At 73.8% G+C, this 22,526-nt stretch carries 21 protein-coding genes; 14 read left to right on the top strand and 7 right to left on the bottom strand.

Features of this window, described 5'->3' with window-relative positions; translation table 11 throughout:
* Positions 1–3: 3 nt before the first annotated feature.
* A complete protein-coding gene (locus ACIGXO_RS29200; RefSeq protein ID WP_399792712.1) occupies positions 4–1,554 on the bottom strand; it encodes a pyridoxal phosphate-dependent decarboxylase family protein in 1,551 nt (516 codons plus the stop codon).
* 164 nt (positions 1,555–1,718) lie between these two features.
* Entirely contained in the window at positions 1,719–2,978 is a 1,260-nt protein-coding gene (locus ACIGXO_RS29195) for a DUF1015 family protein (protein ID WP_399792710.1), read from the bottom strand.
* Between the two features lie 109 nt (positions 2,979–3,087).
* Between ACIGXO_RS29195 and ACIGXO_RS29190 the strand changes: the two genes are divergently transcribed.
* Positions 3,088–4,113 (top strand): HAD-IIA family hydrolase, encoded by a 1,026-nt coding sequence (locus ACIGXO_RS29190; RefSeq protein ID WP_399792708.1) that lies wholly within the window; start codon positions 3,088–3,090, stop codon positions 4,111–4,113.
* Positions 4,114–4,157: 44 nt separating this feature from the next.
* Here ACIGXO_RS29190 and ACIGXO_RS29185 read toward each other — a convergent pair whose 3' ends face one another.
* Positions 4,158–5,027: a siderophore-interacting protein gene (locus ACIGXO_RS29185; RefSeq protein ID WP_399792705.1), complete on the bottom strand. Its 870-nt coding sequence runs from the start codon at positions 5,025–5,027 to the stop codon at positions 4,158–4,160.
* A gap of 70 nt (positions 5,028–5,097) precedes the next feature.
* A complete protein-coding gene (locus tag ACIGXO_RS29180) occupies positions 5,098–6,126 on the bottom strand; it encodes an ABC transporter substrate-binding protein (protein ID WP_399792704.1) in 1,029 nt (342 codons plus the stop codon).
* Positions 6,127–6,194: 68 nt separating this feature from the next.
* On the opposite strand from ACIGXO_RS29180, the gene ACIGXO_RS29175 reads away from it, so the two are divergent.
* The 3 genes from ACIGXO_RS29175 (at position 6,195) to ACIGXO_RS29165 (ending at position 9,197) form a co-directional block, all read left to right on the top strand.
* Complete coding sequence (locus ACIGXO_RS29175; RefSeq protein WP_399792748.1) at positions 6,195–7,235, top strand: FecCD family ABC transporter permease; 1,041 nt, start codon at positions 6,195–6,197, stop codon at positions 7,233–7,235.
* The gene (locus ACIGXO_RS29170) at positions 7,232–8,296 is read left to right on the top strand and encodes a FecCD family ABC transporter permease (RefSeq protein ID WP_399792702.1); all 1,065 of its coding nucleotides are present in this window, start codon (positions 7,232–7,234) and stop codon (positions 8,294–8,296) included. The genes ACIGXO_RS29175 and ACIGXO_RS29170 overlap by 4 nt, the downstream gene beginning before the upstream one ends.
* A 97-nt stretch (positions 8,297–8,393) precedes the next feature.
* On the top strand, positions 8,394–9,197 hold the full coding sequence (locus ACIGXO_RS29165; protein ID WP_399792701.1) for an ABC transporter ATP-binding protein: 804 nt from the start codon (positions 8,394–8,396) through the stop codon (positions 9,195–9,197).
* Between the two features lie 13 nt (positions 9,198–9,210).
* Here the strand turns inward: ACIGXO_RS29165 and ACIGXO_RS29160 are convergent, their stop codons facing one another.
* On the bottom strand, positions 9,211–9,561 hold the full coding sequence (locus ACIGXO_RS29160) for a sterol-binding protein (protein ID WP_399792699.1): 351 nt from the start codon (positions 9,559–9,561) through the stop codon (positions 9,211–9,213).
* A gap of 72 nt (positions 9,562–9,633) precedes the next feature.
* On the opposite strand from ACIGXO_RS29160, the gene ACIGXO_RS29155 reads away from it, so the two are divergent.
* The 6 genes from ACIGXO_RS29155 (at position 9,634) to ACIGXO_RS29130 (ending at position 15,838) form a co-directional block, all read left to right on the top strand.
* Complete coding sequence (locus ACIGXO_RS29155; protein WP_399792697.1) at positions 9,634–9,966, top strand: hypothetical protein; 333 nt, start codon at positions 9,634–9,636, stop codon at positions 9,964–9,966.
* 6 nt (positions 9,967–9,972) lie between these two features.
* Entirely contained in the window at positions 9,973–10,788 is an 816-nt protein-coding gene (locus ACIGXO_RS29150) for a TlyA family RNA methyltransferase (RefSeq protein WP_399792695.1), read from the top strand.
* A 56-nt stretch (positions 10,789–10,844) separates the two neighbouring features.
* The gene (locus ACIGXO_RS29145) at positions 10,845–11,768 is read left to right on the top strand and encodes an NAD kinase (protein WP_399792746.1); all 924 of its coding nucleotides are present in this window, start codon (positions 10,845–10,847) and stop codon (positions 11,766–11,768) included.
* A 224-nt stretch (positions 11,769–11,992) separates the two neighbouring features.
* Complete coding sequence (recN, locus tag ACIGXO_RS29140; RefSeq protein ID WP_399792693.1) at positions 11,993–13,744, top strand: DNA repair protein RecN; 1,752 nt, start codon at positions 11,993–11,995, stop codon at positions 13,742–13,744.
* A complete protein-coding gene (locus ACIGXO_RS29135; protein ID WP_399792691.1) occupies positions 13,741–14,532 on the top strand; it encodes a hypothetical protein in 792 nt (263 codons plus the stop codon). Before recN ends, ACIGXO_RS29135 begins: the two co-directional genes overlap by 4 nt.
* 178 nt (positions 14,533–14,710) lie before the next feature.
* Positions 14,711–15,838, top strand: a complete 1,128-nt coding sequence (locus ACIGXO_RS29130) for a glycosyltransferase family 4 protein (protein WP_399792689.1) — start codon at positions 14,711–14,713, stop codon at positions 15,836–15,838.
* A gap of 25 nt (positions 15,839–15,863) precedes the next feature.
* On the opposite strand, the gene ACIGXO_RS29125 is transcribed toward ACIGXO_RS29130, so the two are convergent.
* On the bottom strand, positions 15,864–16,304 hold the full coding sequence (locus ACIGXO_RS29125) for an Lrp/AsnC family transcriptional regulator (protein WP_399792687.1): 441 nt from the start codon (positions 16,302–16,304) through the stop codon (positions 15,864–15,866).
* Between the two features lie 81 nt (positions 16,305–16,385).
* Between ACIGXO_RS29125 and ACIGXO_RS29120 the strand changes: the two genes are divergently transcribed.
* A complete protein-coding gene (locus ACIGXO_RS29120; RefSeq protein WP_399792685.1) occupies positions 16,386–17,153 on the top strand; it encodes an AzlC family ABC transporter permease in 768 nt (255 codons plus the stop codon).
* Complete coding sequence (locus ACIGXO_RS29115; RefSeq protein ID WP_399792683.1) at positions 17,146–17,472, top strand: branched-chain amino acid transporter permease; 327 nt, start codon at positions 17,146–17,148, stop codon at positions 17,470–17,472. The genes ACIGXO_RS29120 and ACIGXO_RS29115 overlap by 8 nt, the downstream gene beginning before the upstream one ends.
* Before the next feature lie 31 nt (positions 17,473–17,503).
* On the opposite strand, the gene ACIGXO_RS29110 is transcribed toward ACIGXO_RS29115, so the two are convergent.
* Positions 17,504–19,129 carry a PucR family transcriptional regulator gene (locus ACIGXO_RS29110; RefSeq protein ID WP_399792680.1) on the bottom strand — a complete coding sequence of 542 codons (1,626 nt, stop codon included), beginning with the start codon at positions 19,127–19,129 and terminating at the stop codon, positions 17,504–17,506.
* Positions 19,130–19,367: 238 nt separating this feature from the next.
* On the opposite strand from ACIGXO_RS29110, the gene ACIGXO_RS29105 reads away from it, so the two are divergent.
* Together ACIGXO_RS29105 and ACIGXO_RS29100 are read left to right on the top strand one after the other, a co-directional pair.
* Complete coding sequence (locus ACIGXO_RS29105; RefSeq protein ID WP_399792678.1) at positions 19,368–20,888, top strand: APC family permease; 1,521 nt, start codon at positions 19,368–19,370, stop codon at positions 20,886–20,888.
* Between the two features lie 10 nt (positions 20,889–20,898).
* Positions 20,899–22,524, top strand: coding sequence for a flavin monoamine oxidase family protein (locus ACIGXO_RS29100; RefSeq protein WP_399792676.1), 1,626 nt, complete (start codon positions 20,899–20,901; stop codon positions 22,522–22,524).
* The last annotated feature ends 2 nt before the right edge of the window (positions 22,525–22,526 follow it).

Raw genomic sequence — 22,526 nt, 5'->3', positions numbered from 1 at the left:
CGGTCAGCGAGCGCTGGTGAGTTCCGGGGTGGCCTCTGCGGCGAGGCGGGAGCCGGCGTGCTCGGCGATCAGATCGAGGACCGCGGCGATGTCGCCGAGGGTGGTCTCGGGGTTGAGCAGGGTGAACTTGAGGTAGTGGCGGCCGTCGACGACGGTGGAGGCGATGACGGCCTCGCCGGAGGCGGCGAGCGCCTCGCGGGCGTAGAGGTTGATCCGGTCGACGAGCTCGGGGTCCGCGTCCCGGTCCGGCATGTAACGGAAGACCAGGGTGGAGAGCGAGGGGCGGGTGACGACCTCGTAGCGGTCGTCGGTGTCCAGGAGGCGCCAGCCGTCCTCGGCGCGGTCCACGACGTCGTCGAAGAGCTCGCCGATCTGGTCGGCGCCCATGATGCGGAGCGTCATCCAGAGCTTGAGCGCGTCGAAGCGGCGGGTGGTCTGGAGCGACTTGTCGACCTGGTTGGGGATGCGCTTCTTCGCCATCCGCTCCGGGTTGAGGTAGTCGGCGTGGTACGTGACGTGCCGCAGGGTGGTGCGGTCGCGGACGAGGACGGCGCTGGAACTGACCGGCTGGAAGAAGGACTTGTGGTAGTCCACGGTGACCGAGTCGGCGTTCTCGATGCCGTCGAGGCGGCCGCGGCGCTTCGATACCAGCAGGCCGCAGCCGTACGCGGCATCCACGTGCATCCAGACGCCTTCGCGGGCGCAGAGCGCGGCGATCTCGGGGAGCGGGTCGATGGAGCCGAAGTCGGTGGTGCCGGCGGTGGCGACGACGGCCATCGGGATGAGGCCCTCCTCGGCACACCGGCCGAGCTCCTTCTCCAGGGCGTCGGTGCGCATGCGCTTCTCGTCGTCGACGGGTATCGCGAGGACGGCTTCGGGGGTGAGGCCGAGGAGGGTGGCGGCCTTCTCGATGCTGAAGTGGCTGACCCGGGAGGTGAGGATGCGCAGGCGGGTGCGGATCTCGGTGTCGTCCAGGTGCGGGTGGGCCTCGCGGGCGAGGCGGCGGGCCTCGTCGCGGGCGAGCAGCATGGCCTGGAGGTTGGACTGGGTGCCGCCGCTGGTGAAGACGCCGTCGGCGTGGTCGCCGAAGCCGATGCGGCCCGCGGTCCACTCGATGAGGCGCTGCTCGATGAGGGTGCCGCCGGCGCTCTGGTCCCAGGTGTCCAGGGAGGAGTTGACGGCCGCCATGACGGCCTCGCCGACCACCGCGGGGATGACCACGGGGCAGTTGAGGTGGGCGAGGTAGCGCGGGTGGTGGAAGTAGACCGCGTCGCGGAGGTAGATGTCCTCCAGCTCGTCCAGGGCGGCGGCCGGGTCGCCGAGCGGGGTCTCCAGGTCGATGCCGCGCACCGCGGGGGCGAGCCGGTCCGCGGTCATACCGGTGAAGGGACGGTCCGTCGCCGCGAGTTTGGCGGCCACCCGGTCGACTCCGTCGCGTACCGCGTCGCGGTAGTACTGGACGGTGGCGTCGTTGAGCAGGTGGTCCTTGCTGCCGGTGAGAGCGGGGGCAGGAGCCTGGGACGGGTCCTCGCCGGTCGGCGCGAGGAAAGTCATGAACGTGTCCTCCCTGATACGGGCTGGTCGGGCCCGCGCGGGACGGTTGGGGAGAGCCCCCAGCCGTCGACTTGGTGAGGTAAGCCTAACCTAACCTGTTGTCGATGCGGGCAGGGGGTACCCAGGGAGGGACGCGAAGGGTGTTCCAGGGGAGTGGCGGTGTGTCAGCTGTCCGCGTCGAGCGTGCGCAGCACCAGTCCCGTCGCCGGCTTCGGACCGAACGAGGTCGACTTGCGCGGCATCGTCACGCCCTGGGCCGCCAGTTGACGGACCGTCTCCTCGTCCACGGCCCGCATCAGGACCGCCGTACCGCCGTGCTTCTCCGCCTGTTCGAGCGCCGCGTCCGTGTCGTGGATGTAGCGGATGCCGTCCGGGTGGTCCGGAATCCGCCACACCTCGTCCAGCAGAACGGAGTGCAGAACGGTGGCATCCAGCCGCCGCCACTCCTCCGGCCGGTCCGTACGGATCGCCCGCTCCAGCAGCTCCGGATCGGGGCGGTCCAGCAGCCGGAAGGAGTCCGGGCCCGAGGCGAGCAGGAACGCGCTGCCCTGCGCCGCCTCCAGCGCCTCCAGCGCCGCGGGCAGCGGCCCGGGCACCTCGCGCACGCGGAAGGCGCCCCCCAGCTCCGCCAGCGCCCGCTCCAGCGGCAGATGCGGCAGCACACGGTGAATGGCCCGCACCCGCAGCGGATAGCGGGCGGTGTCCACGAGCAGCACCAGGCCGCGGGACCAGGGCGAGCCGGCTCCGGCGCCCTGCTCCTCGGCGAGCCGCTGGTACGTCGCCCAGCGGTGATGCCCGTCCGCGATCAGCGCCTGCCGGGCCGAGAGATCCGCGTCCACCGCCGCCAGGTCGGCCGGGTCGGTCACCGCCCACAGCCGGTGCGCGAAGCCGTCCTCGGTCGTGGTGGCCAGCAGCGGCGGCAGCTGCGTGGTGCGTTCGATCACCGCGGTGGCGCCGCTCGCCGTCCCCTCGCCCCGGTACGACAGCAAAAGCGGCTCGAAGTTTGCGGCCGCGGTACGCATCAGCGCGGCCCGGTCGTCGACCACCTCGGCGATCACGTCCTCGTGCGGCAGCACCGGCCCGTCCAGCGACAGCGCACCGATGATGCCGCGCTGCAGCACATCGCCCCTGCGCTGCTCGTACACGTACAGCGCCGGCTGCGGATCGGGCGCGAGGACGCCCTCGGCGCGCCAGCGGGCGAGCGTGTCGGCGGCCTTGCGGTGCCGGGTCGCCGGGTCCGCCGCGTGCGGCAGGATCAGCCGGACGATGTTGTACGGATCGGCGGTCTCCAGGTGCGTGACGCCGTCCGGCCGGACCACCACGTCGTACGGGGGCGAGGTGACCGCGGTGAGACTGCTCACCCGGTGGGGTGCGTAACGCAGTCCGCGAAAGGTGTCCAGGCGCAGGCCGTCGGTGCTGGTCATTGGCAAATGCTATGCCGCTCGGGGTGGTGAGGGATGATCGGGGGAGTAACGCAATGCGGCGGGAAATGGCCGTTTGTGCGCGGTATGGATGGTTAAGGAGCTGGACGGCATGGACGAGCGGGTGCGGACGCGGCCGGAGGGCAGCGGCCGGGCGCTGAGCGAGGCGTACGACACGGCGCTGCTGGACCTGGACGGCGTCGTGTACGCGGGCGGGTCCGCCGTCCCGCACGCCGTGGAGTCGCTGACCGCCGCACGCGACGGCGGGATGCACCTGGCGTATGTCACGAACAACGCGGCGCGCACCCCGGACGCCGTGGCCGCGCAGCTCTCCGGGTACGGCCTGCCGACCGAGCCCGGCGACGTCGTCACCTCCGCGCAGGCGGTCGCCCGGCTGATCGCCGGTCAGGTGCCCGAGGGCGCGAGGATCCTGGCGATCGGCGGGGAGGGCCTGAAGGTCGCGCTGCGCGAGCGGGGCCTGGTGCCGGTGGACTCGGCCGAGGACGCCCCCGCCGCCGTGGTGCAGGGCTACGACCCCAAGCAGAACTGGGAGCAGCTGGCGGAGGCGGCCTATGCGGTCGGCCGCGGCGTGCCGTGGTTCGCGGCCAACACCGACCTGACGATCCCGAAGGAGCGCGGCATCGCACCGGGCAACGGCGCCCTGGTGGAGGTCGTACGGATCGCCACCGGCGGCACGCCGCAGGTCGCGGGCAAGCCGCAGCCGCCGATGCACCGCGAGACCGTGCTGCGCACGGGGGCGAAGCGGCCGCTGGTGGTCGGCGACCGGCTGGACACCGACATCGAGGGCGCGTTCAACGGCGGGGTGGACTCGCTGCTGGTGCTCACCGGCGTCACCACGGCCGCCGAGCTGCTGGCCGCGCCGCCCGAGCACCGCCCCACGTACGTGGACGCCGACCTGCGCGGCATCCTCGGGCCGCAGCCGGCGGTGACGGCGGCGGACGACGGCTTCCGGTGCGGCGGCTGGGTCGCCTCGGTGGCCGAGGACACGCTCGTACTCGATGGCGAGGGCTCCCCTCTGGACGGGCTGCGGGCACTGTGCGCTGCGGCCTGGACGGCTGCCGGGGACGGCCGGTGCACGGCCGGGGCGGGGAAGGCGCTGGCCCGGCTCGGGCTGTAAGCACGGGGAAGGGGCCCGTCCGCCGGACGGGCCCCTTCGTCTGCTCACTTCTCCGCGGCCGCCGTCAGCTCGGCCAGCAGCTGTTCCTCGCTCGCGCCGCGCCGCCAGTAGCCGGTGAACTTCACGGCCCTGCGGTCAAAGCCGCGCTCCTTGACCAGGTGCCGGCGGAGCGCCTTGACCGTGCCGGACTCGCCCGCGATCCAGGCGTACGGCGTGCCCTCGGGCAGCTCGGCGGCGCGTACGGACTCCACCACGCGGTCCGTACGGTCGGCCGCCGACTCCTCGCGCACCAGCCAGGTGATGTCGGCGTCGGCGAAGGAGGGCAGCTCCTGGCGGTCCGCCGCGTGGCCCACCTCGATCCACACCTTGGCCTTGGTGCCGGGCGTCAGCCAGGCCAGGATGTTCGCGATGGCCGGCAGGGCCGTCTCGTCGCCGCTCAGCAGGATCCAGTCGGTGCCCTGCGGCGGGCGGAAGTCCACGCCGCCGTTGTCCTCGACCACCGGGCCCAGGATGCTGATCCGGTCGCCGGGCACGGCGTTCGCCGCCCACCGGCCGGCCGGTCCCGAGGTCCCCTCCTCTGCGCCGTGCAGCGCGAAGTCCACGTCCAGCTCCGGCGCCGGGTCCTGGCGCTGCGCGCGGACCGTGTACGTCCGCATGATGCTGCGCTCGGCCGGGTCCTGCGCACGCCAGGCCGCGTACCAGCCGTCGCCCTGGTCGTCGAAGACCGGGACGCTCTGGTGCGCCTGCGGGAAGAAGAGTTTCACCCGCTGGTCGCGGCCGCCGGTCAGCAGCTCCGGCAGGCGCGCGCCGCCGAAGGTGATCCGGACCATCGAGGGGCCGAGCCGGCGGGTGCGCACGACGTACAGGTCGAAGAAGCGGAACGGGGCGGTGGCGGGGGCGGCGGTCGTGGTCATGCGGGGGAAGACCTCCCTTGGGTGGAGTCGCGGAGGGCCGGCGGCGGGTGCGCGGCCGGGCCCCGGTGCGTCAGCTGACCTTCTTGGCGTCCTCGATGGCCTTGGCGAGGCCCTCGACGAGCGGGGCGGCGCCCGCGTAGGAGAAGCGGGGCTCGCTGGACCAGGGGGCGATCTGGTCCGCCTTGACGGCGGGCAGCTTCGCCCAAGCGGGCTTGGCGGCCAGGTCCTTGGGCTGGAGGGTGGCGGTGCGGTTGTCGAGCAGGAGCACGTCCGCCTTGTACTTGTCGGCGTTCTCCCAGCTGAGCGACTCGAAGTAGCCGCCCTTGTCCAGGTTGTCCGGGACGATCAGGTCCACGCCGAGCGACTTGAAGTACATGAGGTCGGCGTTGATGCCCGGGTTGGAGGCGTAGAAGAGGTCGGGGCTGCCGGAGCAGGCGAGGACCTTGACCGGGTTGGACTTGGCGGCCGTGCGCAGCCGCGCCGCGGCCTTCTCGAAGCGGGCCTTGGCGTCGGTGACCTTCTTGGCCTTCAGGTCGGCGCCCAGGGACTCCGCGAGCTCGGCGTACCGCTCGATGATCTTCACCATCGGGGTGCGGGAGGAGGTGATCGCGACGCTCTTGGCGAGCTTGGTGATCTTGTCCTTGCTCTCCGCCGGCACGAACCACAGGGCGCCCGGCTCGTACATGTTGGTCACGAGCAGATCCGGGGCGAGTCCCGCGTACTTCTCGACGTTGAACTGCCCGTAGGCGTTGCCGATGATGGTGACCTTGGAGATGTCCAGGTCGCCGGCCTGCGGGTCGGGCTTGCCGTTCTTGAGCTTGGTCGGGCCGAAGACGCCGACGATCTGGTCGTCGATGCCGAAGTCGTGCAGCGCGGCGGCGGTGCCGGTGAAGGCGACGATGCGCTGTGGCACAGTCTTCAGGGAGACCTTCTGCTTGCGGTCGTCGGTGAAGCTCCAGGGTCCGCCCTTGCCTTCGCCGCCGGCCGGCCCCGAGCTCTTCTCGCTGCCGCACGCGGCGAGCAGGGCGCCGACGCCCACGGCCCCGCCGGCCGCCAGCAGGCCGCGTCGGGACAGGGAAGGTCTGGGGGACATGCTCATAGGGACGCACTTCTCTCTGGGGAGGGCCTGAGTGGGCAACGTGAGGTTAGGCTAACCTAATCGACGTGTTGGTCGACAGCCCCCCTGAAGCAGCCGCCGCGCCCGTGGTGCCCCGGCGACGGCAGGTCACCCGCTCCGCGGGACTCCTCGCCGCCCTCGGCATCCTCGCGGTCATCACCGTCCTCGGTATCGCCGTCGGCTCGAAACAGATACCTGTGGCCGATGTCTGGCACGGCGTCATGCACTACTCCGGTACCGACACCGATGTGATCGTCCGCGACGTCCGGCTGCCCCGCACCCTGCTCGGCCTGCTCGCCGGCGCGGCCCTCGGCCTCGCCGGCGCCGTCATGCAGGCGCTCACCCGCAACCCCCTCGCCGACCCCGGCGTCCTCGGCATCAACGCGGGTGCCTCCGCCGCCGTCGTCACCGGCATCACCTTCTTCGGCGTCACCTCCCTCACCTCGTACGTGTGGTTCGCCTTCGCCGGTGCCGCCGTCGTCTCCGCCGCCGTGTACGTCCTCGGCGGCACCCGCAGCGCCACCCCCGTCCGGCTCGCGCTCGCCGGTACCGCCCTCACCGCGGCCCTCACCGGCTACCTCAACGCGGTCAACCTCATGAACACCGCGTCCCTGGACAAGATGCGCTTCTGGACGGTCGGTTCGCTCGCCTCGGCCACCGCGCCCACCGTCGAGAAGATCGCGCCCTTCATCGCCGTCGGCACGCTGCTCGCGCTGCTCCTCGCCCGGCCGCTGAACGCCGTCGCGCTCGGCGACGACCAGGCCCGCGCCCTCGGCGCCAAGCTCACCCGCACCCGCGTCCTCGCCATGGCCGCCGTCACCCTGCTGTGCGGCGCCGCCACCGCCGCCTGCGGACCCATCGTCTACGTCGGCCTGATGGTCCCGCACGCCGTACGCGCCCTCACCGGCCCCGACCTGCGCTGGATCCTGCCGTACTCCGCGGTCCTCTCGCCGGTGCTGCTGCTCGGCGCCGACATCATCGGCCGGATCGCGGCCCGGCCCGGCGAGCTCCAGGTCGGCATCGTCACGGCCGTCATCGGCGGCCCGGTCTTCATCCATCTCGTACGGCGACGGAAGATGGCACAGCTGTGAGCACTCCCACCAAGACCTCCGCGCGCCCGGCCGTGAAGGCCCTGCGCACCGCCGGCGGGCTGTCGCTGCGGCTGCACCCCCGGGCCGTACTGGCGGGCCTGCTGCTGCTCCTCGTGGCGCTCGCGTCCGGCGTCCTGCTCATCGGCACCGGCGACTTCCCGATGTCCTTCGGCGACGTCCTCACCACCCTCAGCGGCGGCGGCAACCCCGGCCAGGAACTGATCGTCAACGACCTGCGGCTGCCCAGGGTCCTGGTCGCGCTGCTGGTCGGCGTCTGCCTCGGGCTGGCCGGCGCGGTCTTCCAGACCGTCACCCGCAACCCGCTCGGCAGCCCCGACGTGCTCGGCTTCGCGCAGGGCTCCTCCGTCGGCGCCCTCTTCGTCATCGTGTACTTGCAGGGCTCCACCGTCGCCATCGCGGCGGGCGCGGTCGTCGGCGGCGTCCTCACCGGCGTCGCGATCTTCCTGCTCGCCTGGCAGCGCGGCGTGCACGGCTACCGCTTCGTCCTGGTCGGCATCGGTGCCGCCGCGATGCTCTACGCCATCGTCCTGTACCTGATGACCAAGGCGAACATCGTCGAGGCCACCCGCGCCACCACCTGGATGACCGGCTCCCTCAGCGGCCGCGACTGGGACCAGGTGTGGCCGCTGGCCGCGGTCTGCGCCGTCCTGGTCCCGGTGATCCTGCTCTGCGGCCGGCCGCTGGCCATGCTGGAGATGGGCGACGACTCGGCCGCCGCGCTCGGCGTCCGTACGGGCCGCGTCCGCGTCGTCGCGCTGCTGGCCGCCGTCGTCCTGACCGCGTCCGCCACCGCCGCCGCCGGGCCCATCGCCTTCGTCGCGCTCACCGCGCCGCAGCTCGCCCGCCGCCTCACCCGCGCCACCGGCCCCAACCTGCTGCCCTCGGCCCTGATGGGCGCCGTGCTGCTGGTCCTCGCCGACCTCGTCTCGCAGCGGGTCTTCGGCGCCGACCAGATCCCGGTCGGCGTGGTCACCGGCGTCCTCGGCGGCGGCTATCTGCTGTGGCTGCTGGCCAATGAGCGCAAGGCGGGCCGGGTATGACCGCCCCGTCCCCGGGCGGCCCGGCCGCCTCGACCCCGGGCGGCCCGGCCGCCGCCACCCCGCAACCGACCCGCCGTACCACCCCAGGAGAGCCGAAGTGAGCCGTCTCGCGGCGCAGAACGTCACCCTCGCCTACGACCAGCGAGTCATCGCCGAGCAGCTCTCGGTCGACATCCCGGACAATTCCTTCACGGTCATCGTCGGCCCCAACGCCTGCGGCAAGTCCACCCTGCTGCGCGCGCTGTCCCGGATGCTCAAGCCGCAGGCGGGCTCGGTCCTGCTGGACGGCTCCTCGATCTCCTCGCAGCCCGCCAAGAAGGTCGCCCGCACCCTCGGCCTGCTCCCGCAGTCCTCCACGGCCCCCGACGGCATCACCGTCGCCGACCTGGTCTCCCGCGGCCGCTACCCGCACCAGGGCCTGCTGCGCCAGTGGTCGGACGAGGACGAGCGGATCGTCCAGGAGTCGATGGACGCCACCGGCGTCGGCGAGCTGGGGGAGCGGTACGTCGACGAGCTCTCCGGCGGCCAGCGGCAGCGGGTCTGGATCGCCATGGCCCTCGCCCAGCAGACCCCGCTGCTGCTCCTGGACGAGCCCACCACCTACCTCGACATCCAGCACCAGATCGAGGTCCTGGACCTCTGTGCCCAGCTGCACGAGGAACAGGGCCGCACGCTCGTCGCGGTACTGCACGACCTCAACCACGCCGCGCGCTACGCCAGCCACATCATCGCGATGCGCGGCGGCGAGGTCGTCGCCGAGGGCGCCCCGGCGGACGTGGTCACCGCCGACCTGATCGAGCGGGTCTTCCGCCTCAAGTGCCAGATCATCGACGACCCGCAGACCGGTACGCCGCTGATCATCCCGGCGGCGCGCACGCCCCGTAAGGCAGCGGCGGCCTGATCCGGCGAGGGCCCTACAGCAGCGTCCGCAGCCGCAGGAGGTCGCGGAAGCCGGCCTCCAGCTTCACCCGGCCGCTGCCCCACGCCCGCGCGAAGTGCAGCTCGCCGTCGACCATCGCGACCAGGTCGTCGCCGGTCATGGCGAGCCGGATCTGCGCTCTTTCGGGCGGCGGGCCCGGTACGGCGGTGACGTCCGTGAGGGTGCCGTCCACCAGCCGCCCCACGAACGTGACGTCCAGATCGGTGATGCGGCAGCTCAGCGAGCGGTCCACCGCGGCGGCGCCGCGCACGGCGCCGTCCGGCGAGGCGGAGAGATTCTGTGCCAGCCGGTCCAGGGCCGCTCGGCACTGTTCAAGGGAAGCCATCGCAAGGACGATACCCAGCTCAGACCCGCTTCGTCCGCCGGAGCGCCACCGGTTCGCGGTAGCGTCGGGGACATGGACGAGCCGAACCCCGGCGCCGAGCGGCCGGAACCGGAGACCGCCCCGGCGTCCGACGCCGCCGCGGCACCCGACGAGCCCCCCTTCGACGGCCCCGACACGCCCCCGGAGGAGCCCGCGGGCCCGCGGCCGCTCGGCGTGGCGGTCACCCCGACCGGGCATCCCGAGGTGGACGGCCGGCTGGCCCGGCTCGGCGACGCCGACCACCTCGCCGTCGGCGGCCATCTCGCGGTGTACGAGGATGTCCACCGGGGGCTGCGCACCACGCTGGCCTCCCTGGACCAGCAGCCGGGGCCCCGCCCCGGCGCACAGAACGACATCAGGAGCTGAACCCCGGTGGCAGGTGTGGCACGACGCCGACTCGACGCGGAGCTGGTGCGCCGCAAGATGGCCCGCTCCCGCGAGCACGCGAGCCAGCTGATCGCCGCGGGCCGGGTGACGGTCGGCGGGCAGCCGGCGAGCAAGGCCGCCACCCAGGTGGAGACCAGCGCCGCGCTGGTCGTGCGTGAGGACGAGAACGACCCGGACTACGTCTCGCGCGGCGGCCACAAGCTCGCGGGCGCGCTGGCCGCCTTCGTACCGAAGGGCCTGAAGGTCGAGGGCCGCCGGGCGCTGGACGCGGGCGCCTCGACCGGCGGCTTCACCGACGTCCTGCTGCGGGCCGGCGCCGGGCACGTCGTCGCCGTGGACGTCGGGTACGGGCAGCTCGCCTGGTCGCTGCAGAGCGACGACCGGGTGACGGTGAAGGACCGCACCAACGTCCGGGAGCTCACCCTCGAGCAGATCGACGGGGTGCCCGCCGACATCGTCGTGGGCGATCTCTCCTTCATCCCGCTGGGCCTCGTGCTGCCCGCGCTGGTCCGCTGCTCGGCGCCGGACGCGGACCTCGTCCTGATGGTCAAGCCGCAGTTCGAGGTCGGCAAGGAGCGCCTCGGCAGCGGCGGCGTGGTGCGCAGCGCGCAGCTGCGGGCCGAGGCGGTGCGAATGGTCGGGGAGCGCGCGGCGGAGCTCGGACTCGGCGTGCTGGGCGTCACCGCGAGCCCCCTGCCCGGACCGTCGGGCAACGTCGAGTACTTTCTGTGGCTCCGCGCCGGTGCGCCTGCCCTGGACCCGGCGGATGTCGAGCGTGCAGTGGCGGAGGGGCCGCGTTGACCACTTCTGGAACGTCCGAAGCACCGCAGGAACAGCAGGCACCGCAGGCCGAGGCGGTGTCCGCCCCCGCACCCGTGCCGCTCGCCGGCAAGGGCCGCACGGTCTTCCTGCTCGCCCACACCGGCCGCCCCGCGGCCGTCCGCAGCGCCGAACTGGTCGTCCAGGGGCTGCTGCGCAGCGGTATCGGCGTACGGGTGCTGGCGGCCGAGGCCGCCGACCTGCCGCTGCCGGACTCCGTCGAGCAGGTGGCGACGGAACAGTGCGCGGCCGAGGGCTGTGAGCTGCTGGTGGTACTGGGCGGCGACGGCACCCTGCTGCGCGGTGCGGACTTCGCGCGGACGTCCGGCGTGCCGATGCTGGGCGTCAACCTCGGCCGGGTCGGTTTCCTCGCCGAGGCCGAGCGGGACGACCTGGACAAGGTCGTGGACCGGGTGGTGACCCGCGCCTACGAGGTCGAGGAGCGGATGACCCTCGACGTCCTGGTCCGCAACAACGGCACCGTGGTGCACACCGACTGGGCGCTGAACGAGGCGTCGGTGGAGAAGGCGGCGCGCGAACGGATGCTGGAGGTCGTCACCGAGGTCGACGGCCGCCCGGTGTCCCGCTTCGGTGCCGACGGCGTGGTCTGCGCGACCCCGACCGGCTCCACCGCGTACGCCTTCTCGGCGGGCGGCCCGGTGGTCTGGCCCGAGGTCGAGGCCCTGCTGATGGTCCCGATCAGCGCCCACGCGCTCTTCGCCAAGCCGCTGGTCACCTCCCCGGAGTCGGTCCTCGCGGTGGAGGTGCAGCCCAAGACGCCGCACGGCGTCCTGTGGTGCGACGGCAGCCGCTCGGTCGAACTCCCCGCGGGCGCCCGCGTCGAGGTCCGCCGCGGCGCGATCCCGGTCCGCCTGGCCCGCCTCCACCACGCCTCCTTCACGGACCGCCTGGTCGCGAAGTTCGCCCTGCCGGTGGCGGGGTGGCGGGGGGCGCCGCACTAGCCGTACCGGCCGCACCGGGCCGTACGGCGACGCGGACGCGGGTGCGACCGCTGCCTGGACGCGTACGGGGCAGCGGTCGTACGCATGTGCCCCGTATGCCTGCTCCTCTCGAAGCGCCGCGCGCGTCCCAAGGTGGGACTTTCCCGGCGGTTCCGTACCGGTTCCGGGGCCGTGCGCAGGGATGACGCGGGGGCGGCCGTCGCGGCGCGGCCCTCGGACCTCGTATGGTCGTATCCGTGTTGGAGGAGATGCGGATCCGGTCCCTGGGCGTCATCGATGATGCCGTCGTCGAGCTGTCCCCCGGTTTCACGGCGGTGACGGGCGAGACGGGCGCGGGCAAGACCATGGTCGTGACCAGTCTCGGCCTGCTGCTCGGCGGGCGCGCCGACCCCGCACTGGTACGGATCGGCGCCAAGGCGGCCGTCGTGGAGGGCCGCATCACGGTCGGTCCCGACGCGCCGGCGGCGGTCCGCGCCGAGGAGGCCGGTGCCGAGCTGGACGACGGGGCGCTGCTGATCAGCCGTACCGTCTCCGCCGAGGGCCGCTCACGGGCGCACGTCGGCGGGCGGTCCGTACCGGTCGGCCTGCTGGGGGAGTTGGCGGACGACCTGGTGGCCGTGCACGGCCAGACCGACCAGCAGGGGCTGCTGCGGCCCGCCCGGCAGCGCCAGGCCCTGGACCGTTATGCCGGGGACGCCGTCGCCGTCCCCCTGGAGAAGTACACCGCCGCCTACCGCAGGCTCCGCGACGTGGCCACCGAGCTGGAGGAGCTGACCACCAAGGCGCGCGAGCGCGCCCAGGAGGCGGATCTGCTCCGCTTCGGCCTGGAGGAGATCGCCGCCGTCGAGCCGCAGGCCGGCGAGGACGCCGAGCTGGCCGCCGAGGCCGAGCGGCTCGGCCACGCCGAGGCCCTGGCCTCCGCCGCGACCGCGGCGCACGCGGCGCTCGCGGGCAATCCCGAGGACCCGGAGGGCATCGAGGCGACGACCCTGGTCGCCGGGGCGCACCGGGCGCTGGAGGCGGTACGCAGCCACGACGCGGCGCTGGCCGGGCTCACCGACCGGCTCGGCGAGATCGGCATCCTGATGTCCGACGTGGCGGGCGAGCTGGCCAGTTACGCGGACGGGCTGGACGCCGACCCGCTGCGGCTGGCGGCCGTCGAGGAGCGGCGGGCCGCGCTCACCGGGCTCACCCGCAAGTACGGCGAGGACATCGCGGCCGTGCTGGCCTGGGCCGAGGACAGCGCCGCGCGCCTCGCCGAGCTGGAGGGCGACGACGACCGGATCGGCGAGCTGACCGCCGAGCGCGACGCGCTCCGCGCCGAACTGGGCGAGCTGGCGCAGGCGCTGACCGACGCGCGCACGGCGTCGGCCGAGCGGTTCGCCGCGGCCGTCACCACCGAGCTCGCCGAACTGGCCATGCCGCATGCCCGGGTGAGCGTGGAGATCCGGCAGACCGAGGTGGCCGAGGACGCGGACGGCGTGCAGGTCGGCGGCCGGAACGTGGCCTACGGGCCGGCCGGCGCCGACGAGGTCGAGCTGCTGCTGGCCCCGCACCCCGGCGCGCAGCCCCGGCCGATCAACAAGGGCGCCTCCGGCGGTGAGCTCTCCCGGGTGATGCTCGGCATCGAGGTGGTCTTCGCCGGCTCCGATCCCGTACCGACCTACCTCTTCGACGAGGTGGACGCCGGCGTCGGCGGCAAGGCCGCGGTCGAGGTCGGCCGCCGCCTCGCCCGGCTGGCCCGCTCGGCCCAGGTCGTGGTCGTCACCCACCTCCCGCAGGTCGCCGCGTTCGCCGACCGCCAGCTGCTGGTCGAGAAGACCAACGACGGCTCGGTCACCCGAAGCGGTGTCACGGTCCTGGAGGGCGAGGACCGCATCCGCGAACTCTCCCGCATGCTCGCGGGCCAGGAGGACTCCGAGACGGCGCGCGCGCACGCCGAGGAGCTGCTGGAGACCGCGAGGTCGGGCCGGTGAGCGGCGCCCTGCGGACGCGGCTCACGGGGCTGCTGACGGCGGCCGGGGTGGCCCGCGCCGCGTACGAGGGGCTGCGGCGGCGGCCGCCGGGCGGCGACGGGCCGTGGCAGCGCAAGAACCACGCGGGCCGCGGCGTCGACCTGTACGCCGGGCCCGCGGCCGCCCTGGGAGCGGCGGCCGCCGTCGCGGCCGCGCCCGGGCTGCCCGGCCGGGCCCGTACCGCGGGCACGCTGGCCGTCCTGGCGGCGGGCGGCTGCGGCGCGTACGACGACGTGGCGGGCGCGGGTGATGACCGGCGCGGCTTCCGGGCGCACCTGTCCGCCCTGCGGCGGGGCGAGCTCACCAGCGGCGCGGTCAAGCTCTTCGGTATCGGCGCCGCCGGGCTCGCGGCGGGCGCGCTGCTGAAGGACCGTCCGGCGGACAAGGTCCTGGCGGGCGTGGTGATCGCGGGCTCGGCCCACCTGGTGAACCTGGTGGACGTGCGCCCGGGCCGGGCGGCCGCCGCGGTCCTCGTGCTCGGCGCCCCGGGACTGCTGCGCAGCGGGCCGGGCGCGGCGCTCGCGGCCGCTCCGGTGGGCGCGGCGGCGGCACTGCTCGCCGACGACCTCGGGGAGCGCACCATGCTCGGCGACACGGGGGCGCACGCCCTGGGCGCCGCTCTCGGTCTCGCGGTCGTCGCGGCCAACGGCCGGGCCGGGCTGCTGGCCCACGCCGCCGCGCTGACCGCCGCCGCGGCCTCGGGGGAGGGTGTCAGCCGCGCCGCGGCGGGGGGCGTCCTCACGGGATAGCGTGCGGGGGCCGGGACCGGCGGAGGGCATGATCACCCGTGTGAGTGGTCCCGGCGGGCCCCGGCCGCGCAGCCGCAGCACAACGGCTTGTCATCGGCGCCGCACGGACGGCGCGGGCTGGCATGCTGGGCGTATCGCGCCCCACCGGACCACGCCGACCCAGGAGCCCGACGCACTCGTGAGCAGCACACCCACCCCGCCGTCCGCACCGTCGCCGTTGCGCACGGTCCAGGTGCTGGGCCGAGGCAGCGCCGGCAGCGCGGCCCATGTGCACGCGCTGTCGGCGGGGCTCGTCGCGCGCGGGGTGCGGGTGACGGTCTGCGCGGCGCCCGACGCCGAGGACGCCTACGGCTTCACGGAGGTGGGCGCGGGGTTCGAACGGATCCCGCCACGCACGGACCCCGGGAGCATCGCCGCGCTCCGCGCCGCCTGCGCGGACGCCGACCTCGTCCACGCGCACGGGCTGCACGCCGGGCTGCGGGCCTCCCTCGCGCTGCGCGCCAGGCGCGTCCCCCTCGTCGTCACCTGGCACACCAAGGTGCACAGCGAGGGCGCGCGGGCGCAGGTGACGCGGCTGCTGGAGCGCCGGGTGGCGCGGGCCTCGGCGGTCGTCCTGGGCTCGTGCGCCGAACTGGTGCGCAGGGCCCGCGAGCGGGGCGCCCGCGACGCGCGCCTTGCGCCCCCGGCGGGGCCGCGTCCGCGCAGCGAGGAGGAGTACGCGCGGGAGCTCGGACGGCGCGAGAAACGGCGGGCCGAACTGGGCGCGCTCGGCCGCCCGTTGCTGCTCGCCGTCGGCCGGCTGGACGCGCACCAGGGGCACGACGTGCTGCTGGACGCCGCGCACGGCTGGTGCGGCCTGGACCCGCAGCCGCTGCTCGTCGTCGCGGGGGAGGGGCCGCTGCGGCCCGCGCTGCAGCAGCGGATCGACGCGGAAGGGCTGCCGGTGCGGCTGCTCGGCCGGCGCGAGGACGTCCCCGGGCTGCTCGCCGCCGCCGACCTGGTGCTCGTGGCGGGGCGCTGGGAGGCCCGCTCGGTACTCGCCCAGGAGGCGCTGCGCGGCGGCGTCCCGCTGGTCGCCACGGACACCGGCGGCACTCGCGAACTGGTCGGCCGGGCCGCCGAACTGGTCCCCTACGGCGATGCCCCGGCCCTCGCCCGCACGGTCGTGGGATTGCTCGACGATCCGGCCCGGCGGGCCGCCCTCGCCGACGCCGGACGCGCCCAGGCGGCCGGCTGGCCCACCGAGGACGACACGGTCGCCCAGGTCCTGAGCGTGTACGACGAGCTGGCGCAGCGTCAGGGCTGAGCGGCCCGCGGCATTTCCGTCGTCGTCAGTCGTCGGTCTTGATCTTCTTCATGATCAGGTGCGAGTCGACCCGGGCGACGGCGCGCAGTCCCATGACCTTGGTGGTCAGGAACGTCTCGAAGGCGGCCTGGTCCTCGACGGCCACCCGGACGAGGTAGTCGGGCCGCCCGAAGAGCCGGTGGAACTCGACGACCTCGTCGTACGAGGAGATCGCGGTCTCCAGTTCCTCGACGGTCCGCAGGTCATTCACGCTGATCTCCAGGGAGACCATGACCTCGAAGCCGCGCCCGGCGGCCGCGGGGTCGATACGGGCCCGGTAGCCGGTGATGATCCCGGCGTCCTCCAGGCGCTTGACCCGGCGCAGGCACGGCGGCGGGGTGAGGCCGACCCTCTTGGCCAGCTCGACGTTGGTCAGCCGGCCGTCCTGACGCAGCTGAAACAGAATTTCGCGATCAAGGCTGTCCATGGTGCTCATATTGCTCAGCATCCCTTGATCTGAGAATAAGCGGCAACCATATTACGCGCAGACGAACCTAAAATTACCGGTATGACTGCTTCACCGGCGCCGGCACCCGCCGGCACGATCGGCCGCCACTCCGCACCTCCGCCGCCTGCCCGGCAGCCGTCCGACTTCCGGGCGGCGCTCACGGACTCCAGTACGGTCGGGCTGGCCCTGTTCCCCCTCGGGATCGCGCTGGGGGTGCTGGTCGTGCATGCGGGCCTGGACTGGTGGTGGGCCACGGCCTTCACCGCTGTCGTCTACGCCGGGTCGCTGGAGTTCCTGCTCATCGGCCTCGTCGTCGCCACCACCCCGCTGGCGCAGGTCGCGCTGACCGCGTTCCTGGTCAACTTCCGGCACGTCTTCTACGCCCTGTCCTTCCCGCTGCACCGGGTCGGGAGCCGTCTCGGCAAGGGCTACAGCGTCTTCGCGCTGACCGACGAGGCGTACGCGCTGACCACCGGAGAGGCCGCGCGGACCTGGAGCGGCCGGCGGATCGTGTGGCTGCAGGCGCTGTGCCAGCTGTACTGGGTCGCCGGGGGCACCGCCGGGGCCCTCCTCGGCGCCGTGGTGCCCGCCCGGCTGACCGGGCTGGACTTCGCGCTGACCGCGCTGTTCGTCGTGCTGGCCGTCGACGCCTACCGGGCCCGGCGCGACATCCCCACGCCCGTACTGGCCCTGGTCTGCGCGCTGGTGGCCCGGTTCGCCGTGCCGGGGGAGATGCTGCCGGCCGCCCTGGGGCTGTTCACCGCCGGCCTGCTGGCCCGCCACGCGCTGGCGACGAGGACGAAGACGAAGGAGGCGACCCGTGCCTGACACTTCCTACGTGATCGCCGCGGTGGCCGTCTCCGCCGCCGTCACCTGGGCGCTGCGCGCCCTGCCGTTCGCCGTCCTCGCCCCGCTGCGGGCCAGCGCCGCCGTCCACTACCTCAGTGCGCGGATGCCGGTCGGCGTCATGGTGATCCTCACCGTCTACACCCTCCGCGACCTCACCCCGCCGGACGCGCTGCCCATCGGCCCGGCCCTGGCCGCGACCCTCGCCCTGCACTTCTGGCGGCGCAACGCGGTCCTCAGCATCCTGGGCGGCACCGCGCTCCACGTCCTCCTGGCGGGCACGGTCTTCGCCCCGTCCTAAACCCCGCCACGCCCAGCCTTGTCCCGTACCGCTAGCCCCGCTCCGTATGCCGTCGCGCGTGCAGGGCCAGCCGCAGCCCCAGTACGGTCCCCGGGTCGTCCAGGTCCGTGCCGAGCAGCTGGGAGATGCGGGCGAGGCGGTCGTACAGGGTCTGGCGGTTGACGTTCAGGTCGCGGGAGGTCTCGGCCTTGCGCCCGGCGCTGGCGAGGTACGCCTCCAGGGTGGGCAGCAGCGGCTGGCGCGCGGTGCGGTCGTGGGCCAGCAGCGGGCCGATCGCGCGCTCCACGAAGTCGGCGAGCATGCCCTCCTCGCCGTGCTCGCGCATCCGCCACAGGAGGAGTTCGATGTCCAGGCGGCGGGCGTCGTACCAGAGCCGCGGCTCCAGCCCCTGGGCAGCCGCGGCCGCCTCGGCGGCGTGCCGCAGCCCGGGCCCCGTCGCCGCCCAGTCGCCGGCCGCGCCGACCACGACCACCGGGCGCTGCGCCGCCGGGCGGTCCAGCCCGGCCCGTGCGACGCCGGCCCGCAGCGCCTCCGCGATCCGGTCCGCCGCGCCCTCCCGGTCCTGCCCCTCGCGCAGACCGGCCAGCAGCGGAACGCGGCCCTCCACGGGGCGCACGCCGAGCAGTACGGGCGTCCCCAGCGCGGCGAGTTCCTCGCGCAGCGCCTGGGCGAGGAGCGCCCAGCCGGCCGCCGTGGGCAGTCCGGACGGCAGCCGCATGACCACCGGGAGGAGCGCCGCCGTACCGGGCCGGAAGCCCAGCAGCCGGGCCTGGCCCGGCGCTTCGGCGGCGGAGATCCGGCCCTCGGCGAGGTCGGCGAGGAAGTCGCCGCGGCCGCGCGCCGCGAGTCCCTCCTCCTGCCGGGACTGGAGCATGACGACGGCGAGGAGGTCGGCGGCGCGTTCGGCGGCGATGCGGTGGACGGGCGCGACGGCGGCGTTGACGGGCAGCAGGACGAGCCGGGCCCGTACGGCGTCGGGGCCGTGGCCGCCGCCGGGCACGTCCACCCGCAGCCCCTTCTCGCGCAGGCCCTCCCACGCCTGGAGCGGATCGGCGTCGGCCGCGCCGCCGTCGTCCGGGCCCGCGGCGTACAGCGGACTGCCGTCCGGGGCCTCCAGACAGAGCGGGTTGCCGGTGAACGCGGCCAGCAGGCGCAGCACTTCGGGGGCGCCGCCGCCGCGCAGCAGGACGTCCGTACAGCGGCGCAGCACCTCGTCGGCGCGGCGCATCAGCGTGTAGTGGCTGTTGACGATCTCGGTGTGGATCTCCTCGGTGACCGAGACGTACGGCACCTCGCGGTGCAGCTGGATCAGCGGCAGGCCGCAGGCGCGGGCGCTGTCGACCAGGGCGGTGGGCAGCGACTCGAAGCGGGCGCCCAGCTCCACGACGAGCGCGGCGATCCCGCGCTCGGCGAGCTTGCGGACGAAGGCGCGCTGCTCCGAGGGGCGGGCCCCCAGGCCCAGCCCCGTGGTCAGCAGCAGCTCGCCGCCCTTGAGCAGCGAGGCGATGTTCGGCACCTCGCCGGCGTGCACCCAGCGGACCGAGCGGTCCAGCCCGTCCTCGCCGGTGATCACTTCCGGCAGCCCGCGCCGCAGCGCGGGCAGCTCCAGCGCCCTGCGTACCGTGATCTCGGCCTCGATCATCGCTTCCGACCCCATGGCGCCGAACGCTACCCGCAGGAACGGCTGCCTGCCGCCACGGGAGCCTGGTCAGCGGGCAGGCCGCCCCGTTCCCGCCGCCCGCCGCCACGGAATCCGTCGCCCCGCGCCCCGACACCTCGTCGGCCCAGCCGCGCCAAAACCGGCGCCGTTGTCGGTTGTGGCGGCGGTCACACCGCGCCAGGCTGTCGGCTCCACAGGCCGTGTGCACGGGGTACCGGCCGGAACAAGGGGTGGCATGTCCAGAACAGAAATGCCGGCGTCGGCACAGGAGGGCCCGGACCAGGGCGTCGACCGGCTCAAGGCCGGCTCCGTCGGCCTGGTCGGCGTCGTCTTCATGGCGGTCGCGACCGCCGCGCCCATCACCGCGATGACCGGCAACCTCCCGATCGCGGTCGGCGCCGGCAACGGCATCGGCGCCCCGGCCGGCTACCTCTTCGCCACCGCCGTCCTGACCGTCTTCTCCGTCGGCTATGTCGCCATGGCCCGCCGCATCACCGCCGCCGGCGCCTTCTACGGCTTCATCTCGCACGGCCTGGGCCGGGTCGCCGGCATGGCCTCCGGGATGCTCGCCGTCCTCGCGTACATCGTCTTCGAGGCGTCGATCGTCGGCGTCTTCGCGTACTTCGCGAAGACCACCGTGGCCGACCAACTCGGCGCCGACCTGCCCTGGCCGCTGTACGCGGGCGCGATGCTCGCGGTCACCGCCGTGCTCGCGCACTTCGACATCCATCTGACCGCCAAGGCGCTGGGCGTCATGCTCGTCGCCGAGATCGCCGTGCTCTTCGCCGTCTCGCTCGCCGTGCTGCTGGCCGGCGGCGGCCCGGACGGCATCCCCGCGGCGCCCGTCAACCCCGCCAACGCCTTCACCGGCACCTCCGCCGGGCTCGGCCTCTTCTTCGCCTTCTGGTCCTGGGTCGGCTTCGAGTCCACCGCGATGTACGGCGAGGAGTCCCGCGACCCCAAGCGCGTCATCCCGCGCGCCACGCTCGTCTCCGTCATCGGCGTCGGCCTGTTCTACATCTTCGTGTCCTGGATGACGATCTCCGGGAACGGCCTGGCGGAGTCGGTGCGGATCGCCTCTTCCGGCACCCCGCTGGACCTCTTCTTCGCGCCCACCCGCACCTTCCTCGGCGGCTGGGCCGTCGACGCCTTCCAATGGCTGCTGCTCACCGGATCGTTCGCCTGCGGCATGGCCTTCCACCAGTGCGCCGCGCGCTATCTGTACGCCATCGGGCGCGAGGGTTTCCTCCACCGCGGCCTGGGCCGTACGCACCCCCGGCACGGCTCCCCGTACTTCGCCTCGTACGTGCAGACCGCGCTCGCCGTCGCGCTCGTCGCCGCCTTCTGGCTGACCGGCCAGGACCCCTACATCCACCTCTACACGCTGCTCGCGATCCTCGGCACGATGGCGATCCTCATCGTGCAGACCCTCTGCTCCTTCGCCGTCATCGGCTACTTCCGGCGCCACCACCCCGAGGACCGGCACTGGTTCCGCACGTTCACCGCACCGCTGCTCGGCGGCGTCGGGATGACCGCCGTGGTCGTCCTGTTGCTGGTCAACATGCGGACCGCGGCCGGTGACGCGGCCGACTCGCTCTTCTTCCGGCTCATCCCCTGGATCGTCGGCCTGGTCTTCTTCGGGGGCCTCGGCCTGGCCCTGTACCTCAAGGCCAGGCGGCCCGAACGCTACGAGATCATCGGCCGGATCGTTCTGGAGGACGCGGCCGAGCGCGACGCGGAGAACCCCACACTCTGAGGAGGCCCACATGGCCCGTACGCACGCAATGCACGCACTGCGCCGCCTCGCCGCCGAGCACGCGGCGGCACGAAGACTCCGGATGTCCGCCGCCGACGTACGAGGGCTGGACCGGCGCGAACTCCTGGCGCGCGCGGGCGCGCTGGGACTCGGCGTCGCGCTCGCCACCCCCGCCACGACCGCGGCCGCGCAGCCCGCGCGCCCGCCGCGGTCCGCCGCCGCGCCCCGGATCGCCGTCGTCGGCGCGGGCATCGCGGGACTGACCGCGGCGCTCACCCTCCAGGACGCCGGACTGCCCTGCACGCTGTACGAGGCGGACCCCGACCGGGTCGGCGGCCGGATGTACAGCCAGCGCGACCACTGGGCGTACGGCCAGACCTCCGAGATCGGCGGCGAGCTGATCGACACCGAGCACAAGAAGATGCAGGAACTCTGCCGCCGCTTCGGCCTGCCCCTGGAGGACTTCCTCGGCGCGGGCCCCAACGGCGCCGAGGAAGTCCTCTGGTTCGACGGCGCCTACTACCCGCGCGCGCAGGCGGACGAGGACTTCAAGGGCGTCTACCAGGCGCTGCGCACCGACCTCCAGAAGGCCGGGGAGGTCACCTGGAACCAGACCACGCCCGAGGGCACGGCCCTGGACAACATGTCGATACGGGAATGGATCGACTCCCGGGTGCCCGGCGGCTACGCCTCGCGCCTCGGGCAGTTCATCGACGTGGCCTACAACGTCGAGTACGGCGCCGACACCACCGACCAGTCCGCACTCGCCCTCGTGCTGCTCATGGGCTACCAGCCCAACCCGGGGAAGTTCAACGTCTGGGGGCTGTCGGACGAGCGGTACCACATCACCGGCGGCAATGATCAGCTCCCGAAGGCCATCGCGGCCGCGCTGCCCGCCGGGACGCTGCGGAGGGGCTGGTCCCTGACGGCCGTCGCGCGGAACTCCGACGGCAGCCAGACCCTGACCTTCGACGACGGCGGCAGCACCCGCACGGTCACCGCCGACCACACGATCCTGACCGTCCCGCTGCCCGTCCTCCAGAACCTCGACCTCACCAAGGCCGGCTTCGACACCCGCATGACAAACCTGCTCCGCGATGCCCGGATGGGGTACTGCACCAAGCTCAACATGCAGTTCTCCGCCCGCCCCTGGCGCGGCAGCGGCGCCTGGCCGGGCGTCAGCGCGGGCGACTGCTTCACCGACCTGGACGTCCAGCAGACCTGGGACACCACCAAGGCCCAGCCGGGCACCGGCGGCATCCTCATCCAGTACGGCGGCGGCAGCCTCGCCCACGCGCTCACTCCCGCCGGGCCCTTCTCCACCGAATCCGATCCGTACGTACGGGATCTCGCTCAGCGTCGGCTCACCGGCATCGAGCGCTTCTTCCCCGGCACGAAGGCCGTCTGGACCGGCCGGGCCCAGCTCTCCGCCTGGCACCGCAATCCGTACGCCCTGGGCGCGTACTCGTACTGGCCGGTGGGCTATCTGCACAGGTACGCGGGGTACGAGGGCGTCCGGCAGGGCAATGTGCACCTCGGCGGCGAGCACACCTCGTACGACTTCCAGGGGTTCATGAACGGCGGGGCCACGGAGGGCGAGCGGGCGGCGCGTGAGGTGATCGCGGAGGTGACCTGACA

The sequence above is a fragment of the Streptomyces sp. NPDC053542 genome (assembly GCF_044544685.1).
Taxonomy (GTDB): domain Bacteria; phylum Actinomycetota; class Actinomycetes; order Streptomycetales; family Streptomycetaceae; genus Streptomyces.
Note: the sequence above shows the minus strand (reverse complement) of the source record. Positions and strands in the feature narration are given on the sequence as shown.